This is a genomic window from Halomonas sp. LMYGS-3, assembly GCF_059509875.1.
Genome location: NZ_JCAKFQ010000008.1, coordinates 1 through 22,378, shown reverse-complemented (window position 1 = coordinate 22,378; position 22,378 = coordinate 1). Strand labels below are relative to the sequence as shown.

The 22,378-nt window shown below is 69.0% G+C and carries 20 protein-coding genes; 6 read left to right on the top strand and 14 right to left on the bottom strand.

Features of this window, described 5'->3' with window-relative positions:
- Nucleotides 1–14 precede the first annotated feature (14 nt).
- From AC5W54_RS09460 to AC5W54_RS09450, 3 genes are all read right to left on the bottom strand, one after another.
- Nucleotides 15–1,046 carry a M20/M25/M40 family metallo-hydrolase gene (locus tag AC5W54_RS09460; protein WP_495961830.1) on the bottom strand — a complete coding sequence of 344 codons (1,032 nt, stop codon included), beginning with the start codon at nt 1,044–1,046 and terminating at the stop codon, nt 15–17.
- A gap of 13 nt (nt 1,047–1,059) precedes the next feature.
- Nucleotides 1,060–3,384 (bottom strand): TRAP transporter permease, encoded by a 2,325-nt coding sequence (locus tag AC5W54_RS09455; RefSeq protein ID WP_495961829.1) that lies wholly within the window; start codon nt 3,382–3,384, stop codon nt 1,060–1,062.
- Nucleotides 3,385–3,465: 81 nt separating this feature from the next.
- The gene (locus AC5W54_RS09450; RefSeq protein WP_495961828.1) at nt 3,466–4,413 is read right to left on the bottom strand and encodes a TAXI family TRAP transporter solute-binding subunit; all 948 of its coding nucleotides are present in this window, start codon (nt 4,411–4,413) and stop codon (nt 3,466–3,468) included.
- Between the two features lie 295 nt (nt 4,414–4,708).
- Here AC5W54_RS09450 and AC5W54_RS09445 point away from each other — a divergent pair, with 295 nt between their 5' ends.
- Nucleotides 4,709–5,575, top strand: a complete 867-nt coding sequence (locus AC5W54_RS09445) for an SDR family oxidoreductase (RefSeq protein ID WP_495961827.1) — start codon at nt 4,709–4,711, stop codon at nt 5,573–5,575.
- A gap of 15 nt (nt 5,576–5,590) precedes the next feature.
- Here AC5W54_RS09445 and AC5W54_RS09440 read toward each other — a convergent pair whose 3' ends face one another.
- Together AC5W54_RS09440 and AC5W54_RS09435 are read right to left on the bottom strand one after the other, a co-directional pair.
- The gene (locus AC5W54_RS09440) at nt 5,591–7,132 is read right to left on the bottom strand and encodes a PH domain-containing protein (RefSeq protein WP_495961826.1); all 1,542 of its coding nucleotides are present in this window, start codon (nt 7,130–7,132) and stop codon (nt 5,591–5,593) included.
- Entirely contained in the window at nt 7,129–7,680 is a 552-nt protein-coding gene (locus AC5W54_RS09435) for a PH domain-containing protein (protein WP_495961825.1), read from the bottom strand. Before AC5W54_RS09435 ends, AC5W54_RS09440 begins: the two co-directional genes overlap by 4 nt.
- Before the next feature lie 82 nt (nt 7,681–7,762).
- On the opposite strand from AC5W54_RS09435, the gene AC5W54_RS09430 reads away from it, so the two are divergent.
- From AC5W54_RS09430 to AC5W54_RS09420, 3 genes are read left to right on the top strand one after another with little or no spacing between them, the layout of a single operon-like run.
- Nucleotides 7,763–9,571 carry a chloride channel protein gene (locus tag AC5W54_RS09430; RefSeq protein WP_495961824.1) on the top strand — a complete coding sequence of 603 codons (1,809 nt, stop codon included), beginning with the start codon at nt 7,763–7,765 and terminating at the stop codon, nt 9,569–9,571.
- Nucleotides 9,558–10,664, top strand: a complete 1,107-nt coding sequence (locus AC5W54_RS09425) for an extracellular solute-binding protein (RefSeq protein WP_495961823.1) — start codon at nt 9,558–9,560, stop codon at nt 10,662–10,664. Before AC5W54_RS09430 ends, AC5W54_RS09425 begins: the two co-directional genes overlap by 14 nt.
- 44 nt (nt 10,665–10,708) lie before the next feature.
- A complete protein-coding gene (locus AC5W54_RS09420) occupies nt 10,709–12,304 on the top strand; it encodes a tetratricopeptide repeat protein (RefSeq protein ID WP_495961822.1) in 1,596 nt (531 codons plus the stop codon).
- Nucleotides 12,305–12,316: 12 nt separating this feature from the next.
- Here AC5W54_RS09420 and AC5W54_RS09415 read toward each other — a convergent pair whose 3' ends face one another.
- The 6 genes from AC5W54_RS09415 to AC5W54_RS09390 all read right to left on the bottom strand — a co-directional run bounded on the left by AC5W54_RS09415 (nt 12,317) and on the right by AC5W54_RS09390 (nt 17,366).
- Nucleotides 12,317–13,516, bottom strand: coding sequence for a methyltransferase (locus AC5W54_RS09415; protein ID WP_495961821.1), 1,200 nt, complete (start codon nt 13,514–13,516; stop codon nt 12,317–12,319).
- A gap of 9 nt (nt 13,517–13,525) precedes the next feature.
- Complete coding sequence (locus tag AC5W54_RS09410) at nt 13,526–14,494, bottom strand: YbgA family protein (protein ID WP_495961820.1); 969 nt, start codon at nt 14,492–14,494, stop codon at nt 13,526–13,528.
- Nucleotides 14,495–14,601: 107 nt separating this feature from the next.
- Nucleotides 14,602–15,072: a GFA family protein gene (locus tag AC5W54_RS09405; protein WP_495961819.1), complete on the bottom strand. Its 471-nt coding sequence runs from the start codon at nt 15,070–15,072 to the stop codon at nt 14,602–14,604.
- Between the two features lie 58 nt (nt 15,073–15,130).
- Nucleotides 15,131–15,448 (bottom strand): cupin domain-containing protein, encoded by a 318-nt coding sequence (locus tag AC5W54_RS09400; RefSeq protein ID WP_495961818.1) that lies wholly within the window; start codon nt 15,446–15,448, stop codon nt 15,131–15,133.
- A gap of 46 nt (nt 15,449–15,494) precedes the next feature.
- Nucleotides 15,495–16,484 carry an alpha/beta hydrolase fold domain-containing protein gene (locus tag AC5W54_RS09395; protein WP_495961817.1) on the bottom strand — a complete coding sequence of 330 codons (990 nt, stop codon included), beginning with the start codon at nt 16,482–16,484 and terminating at the stop codon, nt 15,495–15,497.
- A gap of 141 nt (nt 16,485–16,625) precedes the next feature.
- Nucleotides 16,626–17,366, bottom strand: a complete 741-nt coding sequence (locus AC5W54_RS09390) for an aspartate racemase/maleate isomerase family protein (protein WP_495961816.1) — start codon at nt 17,364–17,366, stop codon at nt 16,626–16,628.
- A 242-nt stretch (nt 17,367–17,608) separates the two neighbouring features.
- Here AC5W54_RS09390 and AC5W54_RS09385 point away from each other — a divergent pair, with 242 nt between their 5' ends.
- Both AC5W54_RS09385 and AC5W54_RS09380 read left to right on the top strand, forming a co-directional pair.
- Nucleotides 17,609–18,001 (top strand): gamma-glutamylcyclotransferase family protein, encoded by a 393-nt coding sequence (locus AC5W54_RS09385; RefSeq protein WP_495961815.1) that lies wholly within the window; start codon nt 17,609–17,611, stop codon nt 17,999–18,001.
- Nucleotides 18,002–18,051: 50 nt separating this feature from the next.
- Nucleotides 18,052–18,381 (top strand): hypothetical protein, encoded by a 330-nt coding sequence (locus AC5W54_RS09380; RefSeq protein ID WP_495961814.1) that lies wholly within the window; start codon nt 18,052–18,054, stop codon nt 18,379–18,381.
- A 177-nt stretch (nt 18,382–18,558) separates the two neighbouring features.
- Here AC5W54_RS09380 and hsdR read toward each other — a convergent pair whose 3' ends face one another.
- From hsdR to AC5W54_RS09365, 3 genes are all read right to left on the bottom strand, one after another.
- Nucleotides 18,559–20,973 carry an EcoAI/FtnUII family type I restriction enzme subunit R gene (hsdR, locus tag AC5W54_RS09375; RefSeq protein WP_495962000.1) on the bottom strand — a complete coding sequence of 805 codons (2,415 nt, stop codon included), beginning with the start codon at nt 20,971–20,973 and terminating at the stop codon, nt 18,559–18,561.
- Between the two features lie 322 nt (nt 20,974–21,295).
- A complete protein-coding gene (locus AC5W54_RS09370; RefSeq protein ID WP_495961813.1) occupies nt 21,296–21,622 on the bottom strand; it encodes a MarR family transcriptional regulator in 327 nt (108 codons plus the stop codon).
- A 106-nt stretch (nt 21,623–21,728) separates the two neighbouring features.
- On the bottom strand, nt 21,729–22,214 hold the full coding sequence (locus AC5W54_RS09365; RefSeq protein WP_495961999.1) for a restriction endonuclease subunit S: 486 nt from the start codon (nt 22,212–22,214) through the stop codon (nt 21,729–21,731).
- Nucleotides 22,215–22,378 lie beyond the last annotated feature (164 nt).

Below are 22,378 nucleotides of genomic sequence, written 5' to 3'. Positions count from 1 at the left end.
CGAGGCTGGAGCATTCAACGCTCACCGCCGGCTCCGCGTCGCGCCATGCTCTCCACGGCCCTGGCCAGCGCGGACGTCAGTCGCGCCATGGCCTCATAGTCCAAGCGGTCGTGGGTGTCGTGGGGGCCGTGGTAGCCAGGGTTCCGGAAGTTGGCGGTATCGGTGAGCATGATCGCCGGATAGCCCATCTCCCAGAAGGCCCAGTGATCGGAGCGGCGGATGTCGCCGAGCAACTCCGGCGCGGCCAGCCCCTCCGAAGGGATCTCGGCATCCTCGCGGAAGGCGCCGATGGCCTGGTGCACCAGCCGCCGCGACGCCAGGTTGCCGACGAAGGCCACGAAGTCCCCCCGGTCGGGATAGAAATGGCCCAGCAGCGGCGGATGGCGCTGACTGCCCGGCTCGTCGACGTAGTAGCCCAGCATCTCCAGCGAGATCATGCCGACGATGTCGTCGCCCCGCGCCCGGGCCTCGCGCGCATACCTCAGGCTGCCCATGGCGTCACTGCCGAAGAAGGGGGCCTCCTCGTTGACGAAGGCGACCAGATGCAGGCTTCGCTCGAGGCCGGCCTCGCGCAGCAGCCGCGCCAGCTCGATCAGCACGGCCACGCCCGAGGCGTTGTCGTCGGCGCCGGGGGTGCCGCGCACGGTGTCGTAGTGGGCACCGATGACCAGGATCTCGTCCGTCGCCCCGCTGCCCGGCAGGCGCACCTCGATATTGTCGAAGACCCGCCCCCGGGTCGGCACGGGGTGCCGGACCGGCTCGTGACCCGCCTCGCGGAAGGCCCGCTCGATGGCATCGGCCGCGGCGTGAAGCGCTTCAGGGCGCCAGTAGTGTCGCTCGCCGATCTCGTCGGCCAGCACCCGGACATGCTCCCGGAGGCGCTCACGCAGGGCCTGTCCCTCGTCGTCCAGCGGAGGAGGCGTACCCTGGTAGGAAACCCCCGGCATCTGGAACATCATCCAGTAGCCTCCCCCCAGCGCCATCAAGGCCAGCAGCAGTCCCGCCACGAGCCCGATCATCACCGCCATGCCTGCTTGACGCGTCACTGGCACCTCCCGCTCATCGCGCCGCACCCGCTCGATGCCGCAACCGGGCCCACTGGGACAGATAGACCAGGGCGTAGAGGCTGACGCCGAGAATGTCGGTGAACCAGTTGGGCTGGATCAGCATGAAGGCGACGCCCAGCAGCACCAGCCGCTCGGGGATCAGGGTACGGATGCGCACGAAGCCCTGCACCCCCGCCGCGAAGGCCAGCATGCCCACCAGGGCGCTGGCGAAGATGTGCAGGATGTGGAACCAGCCCTCCACGTCGATCTGCAACAGTTGGGTGTTGAAGATGAACATGAACGGCAGGATCGCAGTGCGCATGTCGTAGACGAAGCCCTGTACCCCGGTGCGGATCGGGTTGCTGCGGGCAATACCGGCGGCGGCGTAGGCGGCCAGCCCCACCGGCGGGGTGTCGTCGGCCAGGATGCCGAAGAAGAACACGAACAGGTGCGCGGCAAGCAGCGGAATGGCGAAGCCGAACTCGTTGCCCAGATTGTAGATCACCGGCGCGGTGAGAGTCGCCATGACCACGTAGTTGGCGGTGGTGGGCAGCCCCAGCCCGAGGATCAGGCTGGCCACCGCGGTGATCAGCAGCACGATGACGAACTGGGTGGTGGTGTCGAAGCGCCCCACGTCGCCGCCGAGGAACTCCACCACCGGCAGGGTGATCAGGCCGATGCCGCCGGCCATGGCCGCGCTGATGATCTGGATGATCTCGGTCAGGCGCAGCCCCACCCCGGTCTGGCTGACCGAGCCGACGATGATGCCGGCGGCCGCCACCGCCACGGCGATACCCACCATGTTGCGCGCCCCGGCGATCAGGCCGTGGAACAACGTGACCACGCCGTGCCATAGCGCCGGCAGCAGCGGGCGCCCCTGCAGGAAGGCCTTGACAGGCTCCTGCACCAGCATCAGCACCGCCAGCGCCAGGATCGCCACCATCACCGCATAGCCAGGGGTGCGCCGCACGATTACCAGGTAGTAGACCAGCACCGCCACCGGGATCAGGAAGTGGATCCCGCCGATGAAGGTCTTGAGCCGCGGTGGCAGTTCGTCCCGCGGGATGCCGTGCAGGCCCAGCTTCAGCGCCTCCAGGTGCATGATGTAGAAGAGCGCGAAGTAGGCCACGAAGGCCGGGATCACCGCCGCCCGGACCACCTCGATATAGGGCACGCCGACGAACTCGGCGATGATGAAGGCCGCCGCCCCCATCACCGGCGGCATCAGCTGGCCGTTGGTCGACACCGCCACCTCGCAGGCCGCGGCCTTGTAGGCGGGGTAGCCGGTGCGTTTCATCAGCGGAATGGTGAAGGTGCCGGTGGTCACCACATTGGCCAGCGACGAGCCCGACACCATCCCGGTCATCCCCGAGGCGACCACCGCGGCCTTGGCCGGCCCTCCGCGCAGGTGGCCGAGGAAGGAGTTGGCGACGTCGATGAAGTACTTGCCGGCCCCGGCCTTGTCGAGCATCGAGCCGAACAGCACGAACAGGAAGACGAAGGCGGTGGACACCCCCACCGGTACGCCGAAGATGCCCTCGGTGGTCACGTACTGCTGGCTGATGGCGCGCTGCAGGCTGGCACCGCGATGGGCCAGCAGATCGGGCACCCAGCCGGCCAGCCAGGGAACGGCGCCGCGTGGCCCCACCAGTTGATAGAGAAAGAAGATCCCCGCGATCACCGCCAGCGCCGGTCCCAGACTGCGCCGCGTCGCCTCCAGCAGCAGCAGCATGAACAGCAGGCCGATCCAGATCTCGCGGGGCAGCGCCAGGCCCTGCCGCATCTGCAGGCCATGGTAGTCGAATACCAGGTAGAGCGCGCCCAGCCCCGCCAGCAGGGCAAACAGCAGGTCGAACCAGGGCACCCGATGGACCTGATCGAGGCGCAGGGTCGCCAGCACCGCCGCGCAGAGCAGCCCCCCGACCCCGATCGCCAACCAGCCCGGTAATGCCAGGGGAGTGACCTCGGCCACCAGCATCACCGTGGTCGCCCCCACTCCCAGGCTGATGACGCCGAGCACGATCCGCTGGAACGGGGAGGGTCCCTTGCGGCCGCGAACGGCGGGAAACACCAGGAAGGCCAGGGTGATGCCGAAGCACACATGGATCGCCCGCTGGATGACCACGTCGACCGCCAGCACGCTGGCCACCCCCAGCTGGAACAGCGACCAGGCCAGCGCCAGACCGACGATCGCCCACAGCAGGAGACCGCTGGGCACCCTGGCTCCGGTCTCGAACTCCTCGACCAGTTGCCGCGCCCGGCGCGCCGCCTCGGCATCGAACTGCCGCGCGTCCCCGGATGACGAGGCGGCCTCCTGGCGCGGATCGTGTTCGGCCATGATGGCGCCTCCCGGCAGAAGCCGTCAGATAGGCCAGGGAGGCGCACGAGCGCCCCCTGGCCAAGCCCGACGCGATCGATCTCAGAGCAGCCCGGCCTCCTGAAAGGCGCGCTCGGCGCCGGGATGCAGCGGGGCCCCGAGCCCGCTCAGGAAGTCCTCCTCGGTCAGGTGGTTGAGCGCCGGGTGGATCCGGGTGAAGTCCTCCAGGTTGTCGAGGATCGTGCTGGTGATGTTGTAGACCACCTCCTCGTCGAGATCGGTGGTGGTCACGAACAGCGCCTTCACCCCGAACAGGGTGACGGCCTCGTCCTGGCCCCGATAGGTGCCGGCCGGCACCTCGGTGAAGGCGAAGTAGGGAAACTCGTCCACCAGGCTCTCGAACTCGGGCTCATCCATGGGCACGAAGACCACGTCCTGGGACGTGCTGATATCCAGCAGCGCCGCCCCGCCGATGCCGATGGTGTAGAAGAAGCAATCGACCCGGCCGTCACGCAGGAAATCGACCCCCTCGGGGGCGGTCAGGCTCTGGGCCTCGAAATCGTCGAGGCTGATATCCAGTGCCTCCAGGGCCTGCTCCACGGTGAAGCGGATACCGGACCCGGGATTGCCGATGTTGACGCGCTTGCCGACGATATCGCGCACACTGCTCACCCCCGCGTCACGGGCGCAGACCAGATGCAGCGGCTCGGCATGCAGCCCCATCACGGTGCGCAGCCGATCCACGGCCTCGCCCTCGAAACCGGCCTGGCCTTCATAGGCCTGGAACACCACATCGGACTGGGCCAGGGCCAGGTCCAGCTCACCGGCCGCCAGGGCGCGGACATTGAAGGCCGAGCCTCCGGTGGCCTCGACCGTGGCCCGCAGGCCGATATCGGCCTGGTTGATGATCTGGGATGTCGCCCCGCCGACGGGGTAGTAGATGCCCACCACGCTGGCGGTGCCGATGGTCAGGAACTGACGTTGGGCGAGCGCGTGATGCGACACGAGCCCAAGGGCCAACGCCAGAAGCCCTACGATGAGTCGTTTCATGACAGCCTCCTCTTCACGTCTGGATAGGAAACTGGCTCCCTGCGGCCCCTGCGGCACCGCCCTCCCTTTCGCCGGTAGACCCGGAGACTCCTCGGCATCGACGACGGGGCCAGCTCGCTGCCGAGGGATACTGAGAGGTGCGGCCAATTCTCAGTCTATACGCAATCGCCGCATTTCACTGGCCGGACGGCGTCACCGTCAGCTCGCCGGTGTCCTCGTCACGCCTCCGGGGTTGCCCAATGCCGAGACACGCGCCAGAGTGCTGCCGAACCAGAAGCGAGGAAGGAGCGGACACATGGAAGACCACAGCGGCTCGGCAACGCCAAGCGTGCTCATCACCGGCTGTTCCAGCGGGATCGGCCATGCGGCCGCCCATGCCTTGGTGCGGCGCGGCTGGCGGGTCTTCGCCACCGCCCGCCAGCGGGACGACGTGGCACGGCTCGGCGACGAGGGGCTGGAAGCCCTGCCGCTGGACCTGGCCAGCAGCGAGTCGATCGGCGCCTGTGTCGAGGAGGTGTTGGGCCGCACCGGAGGACGCCTCGATGCGCTGTTCAACAACGGCGCCTACGGCCAGCCGGGCGCCGTGGAGGACCTCTCGCGCAAGGTGCTGCGCGCCCAGTTGGAAACCAACCTGCTCGGCACCCATGAGCTCACCACCCGCGTCATCCCGGCGATGCGCGAACAGGGCGGCGGGCGCATCGTGCAGAACAGCTCGGTGCTGGGCTTTGCCGCCCTGCCCTACCGCGGCGCCTACGTCTGTTCCAAGTACGCCCTCGAGGGCCTGACCGATGCCCTGCGCCAGGAGCTGGTCGGTACCGGCATCCACGTCAGCCTGATCGAGCCGGGCCCCATCACCAGCCGCTTCCGGGAGAACGCCTACCGCGCCTTCCGCGACAACATCGACACCGCCGGCAGCTACCATGCCGCGACCTATCGCGCCGTGGAGGCACGCCTGGCCGGCGAGGGTCCCGCGGCACCCTTCACCCTCGGGGCCGATGCCGTGGTAGGCAAGCTGCTGCATGCCCTGGAGAGTCAGCGCCCCAGGGCGCGCTACCGCGTGACCGTGCCGACCCACCTGTTCGCGGCCCTGAAGCGGCTGCTGCCCACGCGGGGCATGGACTGGATATTGCTCAGGGCGACCCGCGGAGAGCGGGAACCCTGAAGCCGGCCGCCGCCATCACGCCGTGGCCACCCCTTCGTCCGGTAGCCCCTCGACGCTCGCCAGCAGTCGGTTGGCCAGCGACAGGGCCGCCCCTTCCTCGACGAAGGGCAGACTCAGGCGACCGTTGGCCAGGTAGAGCTGCAGGGTCACCACCCCGCGGCGGCGCTGCAGCCAGCTCTGCTGCACCTGCAGCGCGACCAGGTGCTCGGCGGGGAAGAGGCTGGTACGCCGCCCCCAGAGACCATGACGCACCCTCAGCCAGTCGCCCCGACGCGCCCAGCCGAGCGAGCGCCAGCGCAGATGCGCGGCGCCCGCCGCCAGCACGACCAGCCCCATCAGCGTCAGTCCCAGCCCCCAGGCCGGCCACCGGGCGAGCGCATCGCCCGCCGTCCAGCCGAGCAGCCCCAGCCCCACGCTCAGGGCCAGCAGCAGGCGCAGGAGCAGGACCCGGCGGTAGAGCACGCTCACCCGCTGCAGCGGTGCCGTCATCGAGGGCGGGGCGGCCCGCCCGGGCCACAACGGGAGCACCAGGGCATCGGCCCGGGTCGCGATCAGGCCGGGCACCAGGAAACGCCTGGCCTCGGCGACCTCACCGCCCTCCACCGCACCGAACTGGTGACAGACCAGGTAGCCCCGTCCCAGGGCACGGCCGAGCCCGGTCTGCACCCACTCCACCACCTGCAGCCGGTGCAGGGTCAGGGTCTGCGAGCGGCGGTGGAGCAAGCCGCTCACCTGCACCTGCCGCTCGCCATCGTCACGCAGCACATAGCCATGGAAGCGCCACCAGGCCGCCAGCACCGCGAGCAGCATCAACGCCACTACCGCGCCGGCGACACCCACCGCCACCGCCAGCAGCGGGGACGACGGCAGCCAGGCCCACAGGTCGAGCTGCGGCAAGCGGTCATGCAGCCAGCGCTCCAGCGGCCGCACCAGGGGCGAGAGCAGCGCGGCGATCACCACCAGCGACCGGCTGGTCAGCCCGTGCAACACCAGCGCCCCGGGGGTGATGGTGAAACGCACCACCGGCGAGGTCGCCTCGGGCGACGCCGACCGGCCGTCAATCGAGCCTTCGCGGCAAGCGGCCCCGCCCAGACGCGCCTCGAGCGCCTCGGCCAGCTCGCGGCGGATGCCGGGCAAGGCGATGGAGGCGGCCTCGCCGGCCAGGGTCTCGACCTCCCACTGCACCACGCCCAAGGGCCGCATCCAGGGCGGCTGCTGCACGCTGGTCTGCTGCACATGGCGCGCCGCGACCTTGAACTCCCGATGGACGAACAGCCCCTTCTGGATCACCAGGACGTCGGCGTCGAAGCGGAAACGGAAGCGCCGGTAGTAGAGCAGGCTCAACAGCAGCCCCCCCAGGGCCAGCAGGCCACCGCCCAGCAGCGCCTCGCGCAACCCGACACGCTCGCTGACGGCCAGGCCCGCCCCGGCCGCCAGCAGCAGCGGCAGGTGCTGGCGGATCAGCGTGACCGTGGTGGTCGCCAGCGTCAGCCCGATGGCCCAGGGCGAGAGACGCTGCCAGTCGGCCAGGCCATCATCCCCCGGAGCGCGGGTCATGGGCGTTCCTCCTCCGGCGGCACGGGCCGTGCCGTGGCCGGCTCTCCTTCCAGACGCGCCAGCAGATGCTGCTTGACCGCCTCGGCCCGCTCGGCGGGCAAGCCCTCGAGCATCAGGTCGGCGCCACGCCCCCCGGCGGTGAAACAGGCCAGGCGCACCAGGCCGAAGGCCCGCTCGATAGGGTTGCTCAGCGTCTCCACGTGCTGCAGGCGCACCAGCGGCAGCACCTGGGTGCGCCTGACCCAGAGCCCGCGCCGGTAGCAGAGGTCGTGCTCGCGCAGCCCGTAGGCGCGCCGCCGCGCCTCGACCCAGGCCAGCACGACCATCGCCAGCCCCAGGCCGGCGACGCCGACGGCCAGCCTCCCCTGCCAGTCGGCCAGCGGCGTTTCCGCCAGGGGGACCAGGCTCGCCACCACCGCCAGCAGCAGCCAGCGCCAGAGCTGCTGCAGGGCCTGGCAGGGGGCCAGCCGCGGCGACACGGGCGTCAGCGGTGTCGCTTCCAGCCGGGGCAGGCGTTCGGGATCGAGGGGAAGATTGGTGTGCGTCATGGATCCAGAGAGTACCAGTCAGACCCCATGAGCCGATACGCCGCCGGCGCCGGAACGACCGGAAGAGGCCCATGCCCCCATCGTGTCCGCGCTTGCCCTGCCCCCCCTTCGCACCTACACCTTGAAGATGGACACGATTCCGGCACGCATCGGCCCCGGCCGCGGCCCCCTGGCGGTCGTCCGCTTCCTGGGCCTGGTCTTCCTGGGGGCCGTCATCGGCGCCATCGCCGCCCTCTTCGCCGTGGGCTTCGTCACCGCGGTGCTGTGGCTCAACGATAGCCTGCTGATCTCGCCGCGCAGCCGCATGATGTTCGACCACGCCGGGGCGTTGATCGCGCTCACCATCGCCGTGCCGACCCTGGGCGGCCTGATCGTCGGCCTGTTGCACCTCGCCATCCCGGAACGGCGGCCTCATGCGCCGGCCGACGTGATTGCGGCGGTGCAGACCCGCCGCGGCCGGCTACCGGCCAGGGCCGGCGGCCTGTCGGCCCTGAGCGCGATGATCTCGCTGGGGTCGGGGGCCTCGGTGGGCCAGTACGGTCCCCTGGTGCACCTGGGCGCCACCCTGGGCTCGCTGGGAGCGCGGCTGTTGCGCCTGGGACGTTCCGACGACAACATCACCATCGCCTGCGGGGTCGCCGCGGCCATCGCCACCGCCTTCAATGCCCCCCTGGCGGGCATCGTCTTCGCCCACGAGGTGGTGCTGCGCCACTACGCCCTGCGCGCCTTCGCCCCGGTGGCCGCGGCCGCCATCGTCGGCTACGTGATCGCCACCAACGTACTGGAGCGCGGCGCCCTGTTCCATGTCGCCGACACCGCCGTGCCCAGGCCCTGGGAGTTCGCCGTCTTCCTCGTCATCGGCGGCCTCGGTGCCCTGGTCGCCGGCGCCTACATGCGCGCCATCCTCGGTGTCGCACGCCTGGCCGGCAACCTGCCGCTCGCCCCGCCGCTGCGCCCGATGGTGGCCGGTGCCCTGCTGGGGCTCACCGCCCTCTGGATCCCCGACATCCTCGGCATGGGCCAGGAAACCCTGCGCTTCGCCACTATCGCCGGCGCCTTCGGCGGGGCCGAGCTGCTGCTGGTGCTGGGGCTCAAGATCGCCGCCACGGCGCTCTGCCTGGGCATGGGCTTCAGCGGTGGCGTGTTCAGCCCCGCCCTGGTGATCGGCACCCTGTTCGGGGCCCTGTGCGGCAGCCTGGTCGGCCAGTTGAGCGGCGCCCCCCAGGAGACCTTCGTGTTCTATGCCGTCTGCGGCATGGTGGCGGTGACGGCGCCGGTGATCGGCGCGCCGCTGACGACGCTGCTGATCGTCTTCGAACTGACCGGCAGCTATGCCTTGACCACCGCCGCCCTGGCCAGCGTGACCCTGGCCAGCCCCATCGCCGCCCAGCTCTTCGGACGGTCGCTGTTCGACATCCAGCTCGAGATGCGCGGCCTGGACCTCTCGGCCGGTCGCGGACGCGCCGTCCTGCGCGGCACCCCGGTAGCCGAGCACCTGACCCGGGACTGCGTGACCCTGCTGCCGGAGACCCCGGTGGCCGAGGCGGTGAGCCGGCTCGGCCGGGCCCGGCACGGCGAGGCCTACCTGGTCGACGCCCGGGGTCGCTATCGGGGCTGCGTCACCCTCGCCGACCTGGAGGCCGCCCGCGAGGCGCGGGGCGGCTCCCGCGCGGTGGGCGAGGTCGCCACCGCCGAGCGGCCACGGCTACGCCCGGATACCTCGCTATGGGACGCCATGGCGCGCTTGCAGGATGTCACCGGCGAGGCCCTGCCGGTGGTCGACGAGGCCGCGGAGGATGCCTTCCTGGGGGTAGTCTACGAGGCGAGCATCGCCCGCGCCTATCTACGCCACAGCGACGAGATGCGACGGGAGGAACATGGCACGGGCTGAACGACACCGGTGGCTGGCCGGCGTGCTGGGGTTGGTGCTGCTGGCGGCACCGGCCGGCGCCGCCGACGATTCCCCCCTGACCGTGCTGAGCTGGGGCGGTGCCTACGAGCGCGCCCAACGGGCCGCCCTCTTCGACCCCTACACCGCCAGCACCGGCCGACGGGTCGAGGTGGCGCAGTACGACGGCGGGCTCGAGGGGCTGCGCCGCGCCGCCGCGGACGGCGAGGTGCCCTGGGACCTCATCGACATGACCCGCAGCGAGGCCATGGCCGCCTGCGAGGAGGGCCTGCTGCGACCGCTCTCGCCCTCGCTGCTGGCCCCGGCACCGGACGGCACCTCACCCGCGCGGGACTTCCTGCCCGACGCCTTCGGCCGTTGTGCCATCACCCACACCATCTTCGCCACCGTGGTCGCCTACCGGCGCGACGCCTTCCCCGGTCAGCGCCCCACCACCATCGCCGATCTCTTCGACCAGCAGCGCTTTCCCGGGCCGCGCGCCCTGCAGCGCACGCCCTCCGTCAACCTGGAATGGGCCCTGCTCTCCTACCGCGTGCCCCGGGAGGAGCTCTACGGCCTGCTCAGCACCCCGCGCGGCCTGCGCCTGGCGCTGGAGCGGCTCGGCGACCTCGACGAGATTCACTGGTGGGAGGCCGGCGACACCCCGCCGCGGCTGCTCGCCGAAGGCAAGGTGGTCATGGCGTCGGGCTACAACGGCCGCTTCTTCGATGCCATGGTCAACCAGGGGGCGCCGATCGAGATCCTCTGGGACGCCCAGGTCCAGGAACACGAGACCTGGGTGATTCCCCGCGGCAGCCCCCACCCCGAGGCCGCCCGGGACTTCCTCCGTTTCGCCACCACCACCGAGCGCCTCGCCGAGCTGGCGCGGCACATCCCCTACGGCCCGGCTCGCCGCTCGGCCGCCGTCCGGGTCACCACCCACCCCGACAGCGGCGTGGACATGCGCCTGCACATTCCCACCCATCCGCTCAACGCCGAACGGGCCCTGGCCAAGGACGAGGAGTGGTACGCCCGCACCCTGGGGCGCATCAACGACTACTTCGACGACTGGCTGGCAACACGCGAGAAGGAATAGCCGGCGGGGCAGCGAGCGGCGCCAACGATTCGGGAGAACCCACCATGCCCACGCGATTGCTGACCGCTTTCTCGAAGACACGCCCGACCACCGGAGCCGTTGCCGGCCTCGCCCTGAGCGTGACGACCGGCTGTGCGTTCGCGCCTGCCCAGGCAGGCGACGCCGCTCCCCGCTACACCAACCTGGGAGACTATGGGCGCACGGTGAGCACCGAGTCGGAGTCGGCCCAGGCATATGTCGACCAGGGGCTGCGGCTGGCTTATGGCTTCGCCCGCCGCGAGGCCGCGAGGTCGTTCCGGGCCGCCCAGGCGCATGATCCGGGGTGCGCCCTGTGCTACTGGGGCGAGGCCTGGGCACTGGGGCCCTACCTGAACGCCCCCGGCGGCGTCGGCGATCCCGACGATGCCGCCCGCGCCGCACGGCTGGCCCGGGAGCGGGCCGAGGGCGCCATGCCATGGGAGCGGGCGCTGATCGAGGCCATGGCCGTGCGCTACCCGGATTCCGGCGACGGGGCGGCGGCGACCGAACGCTATGCCGCGGCCATGGCCGAGGCGGTGGCCGTGCTTGGGGACGACCCCGAGGTGCGCACCCTGTATGCCGAATCGCTGCTGATGCTGCGCCCCTGGGACCTGGTCGACGCCGACGGCCGGCCCCATGAGGAGGCCCGAGACGCGACCACGGCGCTGGAAGCGGTGCTGGCCGGGGACCCGGGCCACCCCGGCGCCTGCCACCTGTACATCCACACCGTGGAGGCCTGGGACCCAGGGCGCGCCGAGGGCTGCGCGGACCGGCTGGCCGATGCCATTCCCGGCGTGAGCCATATCCAGCACATGCCCTCGCACATCCATGTGAACATCGGCCGCTACGGCGACGCCGTGCACGCCAACCAGCGGGCGCGGCTGATGGACCAGGCCGCACGGTACGGCGAGGCGGTCAGCGTCTATGCCACCCACAACACGGCGATGCTGGTCCATGCCGCCGGGCTGGACGGGCAGAGCGGCGTGGCCCTGTCGGCGGCCCGGGACCTGGCCCGCGACTCTCCCGCCATGGCGTTCCACTACGAGCTGCAGCTCGCCCGCTTCGGCCGCTGGGAGGAGCTGCTCGAGCGATCTCCCGTGTCGGAAGAGGACTTCCCCTCCGCCATGGGGCAGTTCGCCCGCGGGCTTGCCGCCCTGCGCACGGGCGACCCGCGCGGGGCCGGGGAAGCGCTGGAGGCGATCCGCCGCGTCCGCGACGAGACACCTCAAGACGCCGCCTACCGACGCGCCCTGCTCGGCATCGCCGAGCACATCCTCGGCGGCGAGATCGCCGCCGCCGACGGACGGCAGGGGGACGCCGTGGCGTCACTGCACGAGGCGATCGTCCTGGAAGACGGCCTGCCCTATCGGGAGCCCGAGCCCTGGCCGATCCCGGCCCGTCATGTGCTCGGCGCGATACTGCTCGAGGCGAACCGGCCCGAGGTGGCCGAGGCGGTCTATCGCGAAGCCCTGGAGATCCACCCGGACAACGGCTGGTCACTGAAGGGCCTGGCGCAGAGCCTGGCCGCCCAGGGCGAGGAGGAAGCGGCCGCCAGCGTCGCGGAGCGGTTCGAGCAGGCCTGGGCCCGAGCGGATGTCTGGCTGCCGGCATCGCGCTTCTGAAGCGTGCTGGGGTCAGGCTCGCCGGGCGCGCAGCAGCAGGTTGCGCGGGGTCAGCGCGCGGTCGCAGAAGGTACCGAGCTCCACCGTGAAGCCGGCCTCCTCGAGCAGCAACAGGCGATCCAGCACCAGCCAGACTTCCAGCGGGCGGCGGAACAGATGACGGACGAGCTCCAGTCGGGTCACATCGTTCTGGCGCCGCCTTCCCGCCCGTTCGAATGCCGACCAGTCGACGCAGGCCGGCAGTCTCAGCCCCTTCCGCTCCGCCGCCCAGCGGCAGAAGCCGGCGAAGCTCTCGGGCAGGCGGCCATGGGCCAGGCTGGGCAGCGGCAGGTAGTCGTCGACGCCGCGCAGCTCCCGCTGCAGCAGATCGAACCCCAGCCGCCAGGCATTGGCCCGCTCGCGATTGCGCCGCGCGTGGCGCGGCGCGGTGACGGTCTCCTGCACCGCCATGGCCAGGTCGTCCCGGGAGAGCGCGAGGCCGTGCCGGTCGGCCAGCTCGCGGCCACGACACGACAGCGGCCGATAACGCTCGGCCTGGGTGCGCTGGTAGCAGCACGGCACCAGGGACACCGTGCTGTCGTGCTTTGCCGCCACTTCCAGCAAGCGGACATGCAGATCGCCGCAGGCGTGCAGCGCGGCAACATGGGTATCGGCAGTCAACCACCGCTCGACCGCCGGTGCCAGCACGTCCTGCGCCTGGAGGCGCACCGCCGCGCCCTGGCGGTCGGCCAGCGCCCGGCCGTCGTCGCACAGCGCCGGCTGCCACTCCAGCGCCGTGACCTCGGCCCCGTGCCGACGCGCCAGGGTCCGTGCCAGGTGGCCCTTGCCGGCACACCACTCCACCAGGGCCTGGCCCGGGGCCACCGTCATGCGGGATACGAAGGCCTGGATCTGCCGCCACTTGCGCCCGCCGATGTGCTGGCTCCAGGCTTCCGGCAGGCAGGCGTCAGCGCCGGGAAGCTCGGGCAGTTCCACCAGCTCGCCAAGCTGGACCACCGGCAGCCAGGCCGCGAGTGGTGAATCGTCGAAGGGGGCCGCTTGCAACCGCTCGCAGGCCTCATCGGAGAGCGCCAGCAGCGCCCGCTCGAGCCCGGGAAGGCGCCCGGTCCAGGGCGGCTGGCGATACTGGAACGGCAGCGGCCGCCAGGCGCCCTGCCACTCGGCGAGCAGGACGGTGAGCCGGGCAAGGCGGTCGGCGTGGGAAATCGGCAAGAAACGGCCTCAGATGGCGTTGCGCAGCCCCAGTTCATAGGGGTGCGGGTCGAGGTAGGTCTGCCGGCGGACATAGTCCGAACCGTGGCGTTTGACGTAATGATTGATCAGGCGAATGGGCACCGCCAGGGGCACATGCCCCAGCCGATACTCCTCCACCACCTGCAGCAGGTCCCGCTTGCTCTCGCCGTCGAGGGCGTGCTTGAGGTAGCCCAGCACATGCATCAGCGCATTGGTGTGCGTCTTGCGCGTGGCGGGCCGGGACAGCGCCGCCATGAAGCGCTCGAGATAGTGGCCCATCGCCTCCTCGAGCGGCAGCGCATGGGCCTCGGCCAGGTAGCGCCCCAGTTCGCGGTAGGCTTCCACGTGGTGGGCCATCAGCAGGTACTTCTGGCGGCTGTGGAACTGCAGCAGGGCGTGGTAGCCGGGCTCCGCCTCCACCTGACGCTTCCAGTCGTCGAAGGCGTAGACCCGGGTGATGAAGTTCTCGCGCAGCACCGCATCGTTCAAGCGCGCCTCCTCCTCCAGCGGCAGCTCGGGGAAGTGGCGGCGCAGGGCGCGCACGAAGGCGCCCGCATCGGCATGGCTCGGCATGCCGTTCTCGTGGTAGACCTTGACCCGCGCCAGCCCGCAGCTCGGCGAGCCCTTCATCAGGATGAAACCGCGCAGATGGCGGTGACACGCAGCGAATTCCGCACTCACCTCGGCCAACCGGTCGGTGACATCGATGCCAGGGTCCCGGGTGCCCACCACCCGCGGCGTCTCGCCGGGGATACCCACCAGGCGAATCGGCTCGCGCGGCACGCCCAGCCCCGCCGCCAGTTCGGGACAGAAGGGTTCGAAGCGAAAGCACCCCTGCAGCACCTCCAGGCAGTAGCGGGAGCGCTTGTGCCCGCCGTTGTAGCGAACCGGCTCGCCCATCAGGCAGGTGCTGATGCCGACCGGGATGCCTTCCTCGGCCGAGGTCCGATCCACCATGCGTGGGCCCTCCTCTCGCGTCGACGCCACTCTGCGCCACCTCTTGCGCCGGTACGGCACTATTGTCGCACAGGAAGGGGACAACACCGCCCCGCCGTGCGTCCACCCTACTTCACCAGTCCCCGCCGCTCATGCCACTCGGCGATGCTCTCCTCGGGGTAGCCGTCGAAGCACTTGTCGTTGTCACGCACCTCGGGCTCCACCCAGCCGGCCTTGCTCTCCAGCAGCAGGTGAACCCGCTCCGGCGGCACCGGGAGCTCGGTGTCGACCGCCGAGGCGAAGGGATGCACCAGCTCCGGCCAACGCGGGTCAAAGACCCAGAGCGCGCTGGCGCAGTGCGCACAGAAGTGCCGCTCGCCGGGGCTCTCCTCGCCATCGATCACGGCGTGGTAGACCTTCTTGTGCACGGCGCCCTCGATCCTGAGGGTGTCGGCACGGCCGCTGAGGTTGATCGCATAGCCACCGCCCCCCGCGGTCTTGCGGCAGATCGAACAGTAGCAGCGCTGGTAGGGGTAGGGGTGCGGCGACTCGACGCTGAAGCGTACTGCACCGCAGTGACAGGATCCTTCGAGCAGCATGGTTTCACCTCCAACGATCACGAGAGTCGGCACGCGCGCTCGGGCCCGGGAAACGCACTCATGCCGGATAATGGACGGCCAGCCACAGGGTCGCCCGCTCCGGGGTCGTCCACTTGACCCGGTGTTTCCGGTGAGCCGGTATTTCCAGGTGGTCGCCGGCCCCAAGCGTCACCTCCTCACCATCCTCGAACGCCAGGATCGCCTGGCCCTCGAGCACCAGTACCCATTCGTGCTGTGGCTGGTCATACCAGCCCGAGGCGGGTGAGCTGTGCCCACGTGACACGATGCGCTCCACACGGACACTCTCGCCATGCACGATCTCCTCGAACAGCTCGTCGTCGAGGCCGTCGGGGATCGATGCGAACAGGTTCTTCATCGGATGATCACCTCCGCGATCTCGGGCCGACGTGTGGCGGCACCGCTCACTCGTTCGCCGCCTGCGTCACCAGCGGTTCGGTGGGAATCTCGCCCTCTTCGCCCAGCAGCACCCGGGACAGGAAGATCGCCAGGCGCTTCTCGGCTTCCTCCGGAAAACCGCCATGGCCGGCGCCCGGAACGGTGATGAAGTAGCTGGGCACCTCGGCATCGGTCAGGGCGACGTCGAGGCGAACGGCCTGGTCGTAGGGCACCACGGTGTCCTCGTCGCCGTGCAGGGTGAGCACCGGCGGATCATCGGCGCTCACATGGGTGACCGGTGACGCCCCGACCGCCTGCTCCTCGCTCTCGGGTAGGGCACTGCCCAGCAGCCGGGCCTCGGGCGCCTCGGGGCCCGAACGATCGAAATCACTGGGCTGGTCGACCAGGGCCAGCATGTCCGTCACGCCGAAGAAGTTCACCACCGCGGCGACCTTGCTGGTCACCTCCTCGTAGGGGCCGAGGTCGCCCTCCAGCTCGGACTCGTCGCCGGTCAGGCCGAGCATCAGGGCGAGATGGGCGCCCGAGCTGCGGCCCCAGACCGCGATCCGATCGGGATCCAGTCCATGTTCGTCGGCGTTCGCCTTGATCCAGCGGATGGCCGCCTTGCCGTCGTGCAGCTGAGCCGGCCAGATGGCCTCTTCCGACAACCGGTAGCCCACCGACACCGCGGCATAGTCGCCGCCCCGCACGAAGGGTATCAGCCGCGCGGCGCCATCGGCCTTGTCGCCCTGGAACCAGCCGCCGCCGTGGAAGAAGACGAGCACCGGCAACGCCTCCGCGGCCGGCGCTTCCGGCAGGTAGAGATCGAGGCGCTGGCGCGGGTTGTCGGTCTGTGCATAGGGAACATCGAGCTCGAAGGCAATGGGTTCCTGCTGCAGCTCTTCCGGCGTCATCGCTCCCGCCCTGTCCCGGTCCTGCTCGTCGGTACCGGGCTGGGCGAGTGCCGAGGCGGCCCCCAGGGCGAACACCATGGCGCTCAGTGCGAGTCGGATCATCGAACGTCTCCTTGAGGGTTGCCCGAGGTACGACAACCGATCGGCGAGAATGTCTTGTCGGCTGACAATTTGTCACGAACCCCGGCACGGTCCGCATCGAGTTCGGGCGGGTGGCCACGACCGCCTGCCTCGAGGCCGTCATCACCGGGAAGCGAGCCCCTTCACATACCGTTCCGGAAGCCCCGACCACGGCAGCCGCTTCAGGCCCGCCCACAGGCTCACCTGATTGGCCGTCAGCACCACGCGGCCGGCCTGGCGGTGCAGCGTATCCAGCCGCCGCAGGGTGTTGACCGCCGTGTCGGGCACCAGCAGCGGCGCGGCCGAATCCGGATACGCCTCGCAGAACGCCCGCACCGCCTCGACGATGTCGAGGCGGTGCGAATCCGCGGCATAGGGGCAATCGAGCGCCTTGACATGCCCGACCTCCACCTTGCCCTCCCCCAGGAAGTGCACCAGCCGCCGGGTCACGTCCTCCGGGTAAGGGCTGAGCAGGTCCACGCGACGCTCTCCGAGCGCCGACAGCGCCTCGACGAAGGCGAGCGCCGTGCTGGTCACCGGCACGCCCAGCGCCGTCTCCAGTTCGTCGGCCTGGTCCCGGGCCCAGTCGAGCCCGCCGATGAAGCTCGCGCTGGTACAGGCCCACACCACGGCCCGGGCTCCCTTCTCACGCACGAGCCGCTCGCCCACCGGCGCCAGCCGCTCCGTCGCCCCGAGCGCCGTCAGCGCCGCCGGCGCATGGTGGCCATCGCTCGGCACCTGCCCCACCTCGATCCGGGGCAGATCATCGGCGCCGGCGCCTCGCCCCGGGCCGAGTTCATACCACTCGTAGTCGGTCGGTCCATCCTCGGGAAGCAGGATTCCCAGGCACCCGTCATGCGACATCTCGTCCTCCTCTCGTCCCACGATCATCCCAGGCTATCGCAAACGGCGCCCCCCTTGGCACCCCGTCGGGCCTCGCGGGAAGATTGCTACACTCACGGAGCCGAGTAGCCCCGCTCGGGCGGATGGCGAGCCCCGGATGGGCCAGACTACGTAGAGAATGCCCGTGCCGTTCGGCACCGATGCCAACACCCTCGGCCGCGCCCGCCTGCCATAGGGCGGCCGCGGCCCCCGGAGGCCTCGCCATGCACACCCCCACCCTCGCCGTCACCCGAACGCCGCTGGTGGCCGTCTACGGCACCCTGAAGCGTGGGTTGCGCAACCACCACTGGCTCCATGGCGCCGACTTCCTCGGCACGGACACCCTCACCACGGCGACGCTCTATGACCTCGGGCCCTTCCCCGGCGCCAAGCCGGAACCCTCCCGGGGCATCGCGGTGGAAGTCTTCCGGGTCACGGCGCCGCAACTGGCCCGACTCGATCGGCTGGAGGACTACCGCGTCAGGTCCCCGAAGCAGGGCGATTTCGATCGCGTCGTCTACCCGACCTCCTTCGGGCCAGCCTGGCTCTATCTCTACAACCATGACGTGGACGGCTACCCGGTGATCCGCGAGGGCGCCTGGCCGCCTCGCCTGTGATATAAACACCACCGGCAGGAAACCCGACCCACGCTACCAGGGAGGAGGCCATGGGCCGCTTCGTCTTCTATCTCGCTCTGCTCGCCGGCCTGGCCTATGGCGGGCTCTACTTCTACTACGGCGTGGCCGTGAAGCAGCTGGTCCAGGAGGAGCTGGATGCGCTCGGCTTCACCGCGCTTCAGGTGGCGCGGGTCGACTACCCCCCGCAGGCCCCGGTGAGCAACGAGGCCAGGGTGGTGGCCGAGGTCATCTACCGCGGAGCCGAGGCCAGCGTGGAACTCCGCCTCACCGGTCACCCGGTATTCTCGGACGAGGTCCGCATGGAGCTGGACGGGCTCCAGGCGCTGCGGCTCACGATCGGCAGCGGCGGCCAGCGATAGCCACCCTATAGGAGGGAGGCACTGCCACGCGGCCCACAGCATGGCGGGAATGGCGCCACAGACGCCTATCCCCAGCCTCTGCCGGCCAGTGCAATGAGGGGGACGTCTCTCATTTCCCTAGCTGTCGGGCCCCGGGTAATCAATCACCTGGGGCCCGACAGCTATCGATTATTTTTACTACTTCTCAATCGACTCATACAGCCTCGCCTGAAAACCGATGAATACCTCGCGGATGTTCTCGACGCTGCCAAGCTCGGCGATGGCGTCGGTCGGCGTCTGGTACTTCAGCTGGATCAGCTTCGGCAGCTTGTCCTGGGCGAGTTCGCCGACGCCGTCCTGGATGTAGTGGCCGAGCACGAAGCCGAGGAACTCCCGCTGGCGATAGTCATAGTCGGCGAAGAGGCGCTCGCGGTGAGCGGTCACACGCTCTTCGCGGCTGATCGGCGGCAGCGCGAAGGCGACGTAGGCCAGCACGTCGAAGAGGTCGCTGTTCTCGGCACCGACCAGGCGGCCGATATCCCTGAGCTGTTCGGCGCCGTAGCCCTTCTCGGTCAGGGCCTCCAGCAGCCCCTGGCGGGTATCCGGCCGGCCCCACAGCTCTCGCAGCATGTCCTCGTCCTGGAAGAGGTCCGGCAGGTCACCGTAGAGCTGCCTGATGAACTCCGCCGCCGACATCGGCTTGCCGTCGGGGCTCCAGAAGGTGGTGGCACTCATGTGCTGCAGCTGGCGGTACTTGCCGGGGGCGAGTTCGATCTCCACCACCAGGCGCTCGCCTCCACCGTCACACTGGCAAGGCGCCTCGCCGCATACCGGGCAGGGTTCCGGCGGGGCCTTCTCGCAGGTGCAGGGCCTGTTGCCGCAGATCTCACAGGGCTCGGGCGGTGTCACCACGCAGGTGCAGGGGCTGTTGCCACAGCGCTTGCAAGGCTCCGGGGCTATCGGCTCACCGTCCCACTCCGGATCGTTGAAGTGCTCGTAGGCGCGGACGAAGTCGTAGATGGTGAAGTAGTCCTTGCCCTCGAACAGGCGGGTACCGCGGCCAATGATCTGCTTGAACTCGATCATCGAGTTGACCGGACGCATCAGCACGATGTTGCGGATGTTACGGGCGTCCACCCCGGTGGAGAGCTTCTGCGAGGTGGTGAGGATGGTGGGGATGCTCTTCTCGTTGTCCTGGAAGCGGCGCAGAAAGCGTTCACCCTCGGCGCCATCGTCGGCCGTCACCCGCACGCAGTAGTTGGGGTCAGGGCTCGTCTTGATCTGGTTGATCAGGTCGCGCACCGCCAGAGCGTGTTCCTGGTTGGCGCAGAACACCAGCGACTTCTCGCGCGGGTCGATCATCTCCATGAATACCTTCACCCGGTACTGCTCGCGCTCCTTGATCCTGATGATGCGGTTGAAGTCAGGCTCTGCGTAGCGCCTGCCTTGCTCGACCTCGCCCTGCAGCACCTCATCGTCGGGCGTGTAGACGTAGTCATCCAGGGTGGTAGCGATCTGGCGCACCTTGAACGGGGTCAGGAAGCCGTCGTTGATGCCCTCCTTCAGCGAGTAGACATAGGCCGGCTCGCCGAAGTAGGCGTAGGTGTCGGTATTGGTGGTGCGCTTGGGCGTGGCGGTGAGGCCGAGCTGTACCGCCGGGGCGAAGTACTCGAGGATGGCCCGCCAGCTGCTCTCATCGTTGGCGCCACCGCGGTGGCATTCGTCGATGATGATCAGGTCGAAGAAGTCCGGCGGATACTCGCCGAAGCTGGGCGTCGGGTTGTCCTCGTCGTCGCGCCCGCTCATGAAGGTCTGGAAGATGGTGAAGAAGAGGTTGCCGTTCTTGGGCACTCGACGGTGCTTGCGGATCACGTCCGGTGCGATGCGTAGCAGGGCATCCTCGGGGAAGGCGGAGAAGCTGTTGTAGGCCTGATCGGCGAGGATGTTGCGGTCGGCCAGGAAGAGGATGCGCGGGCGTCGCCGGGTGGCGGCGTCGCCCTGCCAGGCCGCCAGGTTCCAGCGGCTGTGGAACAGCTTCCAGGCCAGCTGGAAGGCGATGGCCGTCTTGCCGGTGCCGGTGGCCAGGGTGAGCAGCACGCGGCTACGGCCAGCGGCGATCGCCTCCAGGGCCTGGTTGATAGCGTTGTGCTGGTAGTAGCGCGCCTGCCACTGGCCGCCGTTGTCGTGGAACGGCACCTCACCGAAACGCTCGCGCCAGGAATTCTGCTCGGGGAAAGTCTCGGCCCAGAGTGCCTCCGGCGTGGAGTAGTCGGCTACAGGCCCCTCCTCGCCGGTGTGCATGTCGACCCGGTAGATCCCCACCCCGTTGGTGGCGTAGGCGAAGCGGGCCTGCAGCCGCTCGGCGTAGCGCTTGGCCTGGGCCAGACCCTCGGTGACCGGCAGGTCGCGTTTCTTGGCCTCGATCACCGCCAGCTTCTGGCCCTTGTAGAAGAGCACGTAGTCGGCGATGTCGCCGCGGGTGCGTTGCCCGGCGCCCTGCAGCCGCCCCAGGGTGATGACCTCGCGCCGTACCCGACTGCCGTCGACCACGCCCCAGCCGGCGGCCTTGAGGGCGGGGTCAATCAGCTCGGCGCGGGTATCGGCCTCGTTCATGAGCGGCTTCACTATGGTGCGTTCCTTGCGTCCTTAAGTGCCCTTCAACTCACTATCTCGATTCGGCGGCGAGATGTCCAACCACGGGGTCAACGTGTAAGAAATCCTTACAAGTTGCTCGATCGACAACGGCCCCCCTGACTCGCCGACGCACGGTGACGCTGGCCCTTTGGCCACCCATCTGCTCGAAGAGCGGCCTGCCGATGAAAACACGATAAAGAAATCACAAGCCCAGAAGCACAGGCTAACCTATTGTTTTTAGGAACATAGCCTCAGAGACGATGCCTACTCCTCCCCCTGGAATCAAAACCCGATCAAGAAATCAGGCCCAGATGGGCACATACCCGGCACGTGGGTGCTCTGGGTCCGCGACCTTGATCAACCCAGCCTCCTGTGCTTTCTTGATCACCGCCGAGGCCTGGGAGGCATTCTTGGGGTCGATGCCGAAACGTTCGCACAGGGTCGCATTCTTCATCCGCTCCCCGCCGCTGAGGAACCTCAGCACGGCGTGCTGATAGCAGGCCCGAATTCGCTCATCTGGCGTCATGTTGGCAAAGGTCCGAGGGCCATAGAGCACCACCTGCATGGAGTTGTCGCCTTCCCGGAACAACGGCGGTGGCAACTGGTACAGCTCGACCTCGGCGACCACCTTGTCCAGGCCGCTGCCCTGTTCCTCACCTCCGGCTTCACCAGCCGCACCTCGACCGCCTGGTCGGCCTCCTGATAGATGACGATAGGCGTCTGGCTCTCGGTGCTCATGCCGTCGCCTCCTCCACCACCGCCTCGGCTTCCCTGGCCGTCAGCTCGCCGGAGAGGGCCTTGTGCAGCAGGGACTGCTTGAGCTCGGCGAGGGCGGTGAGTTTTTGTTGGTAGATGGCTTCAACTCTAGAGCACTCTTCTGCAAGGTCCGCTATCTGCCTAACGAACTCACTCTGCTGCTCTATGCCTGGCAGCGAGATCTTTAAATTAGAAATAGCTTTATTGCTAAGATTTAGCATTGTTGCGCCTGACGACAGTTTCTCAAGCTGCCCCCGATACCAAGACGAGCGCAACAAGTGAGCAATAAAATCAGGATTTACTGTAGATGAAGTCCTAATGACGAAACATCCCGTTCCACAGAGCCAACCATCCTGCTCTTCCCTGACGACGGCACAGCGGCCAATTTCTCCCCTTCGCGAAATCACAATATCACTAAACCTCAGAGCGTAGGTACTGAGGCGGCGAGCTGTATCGCTACCAATTCTCTTCTTATCATCAGGGACTATTTGACCCTTTACGATAGTAAATATCCCCCGGCAAAGCCGGGGGCTTTATTTTGTTAGCCCCTCAAAGGGGCAAGAATTTGAGCCGCCTGAAGGCGGCCATCCTCACATGCCGAACTTGAGCTGGTCATAATGTTCATCCA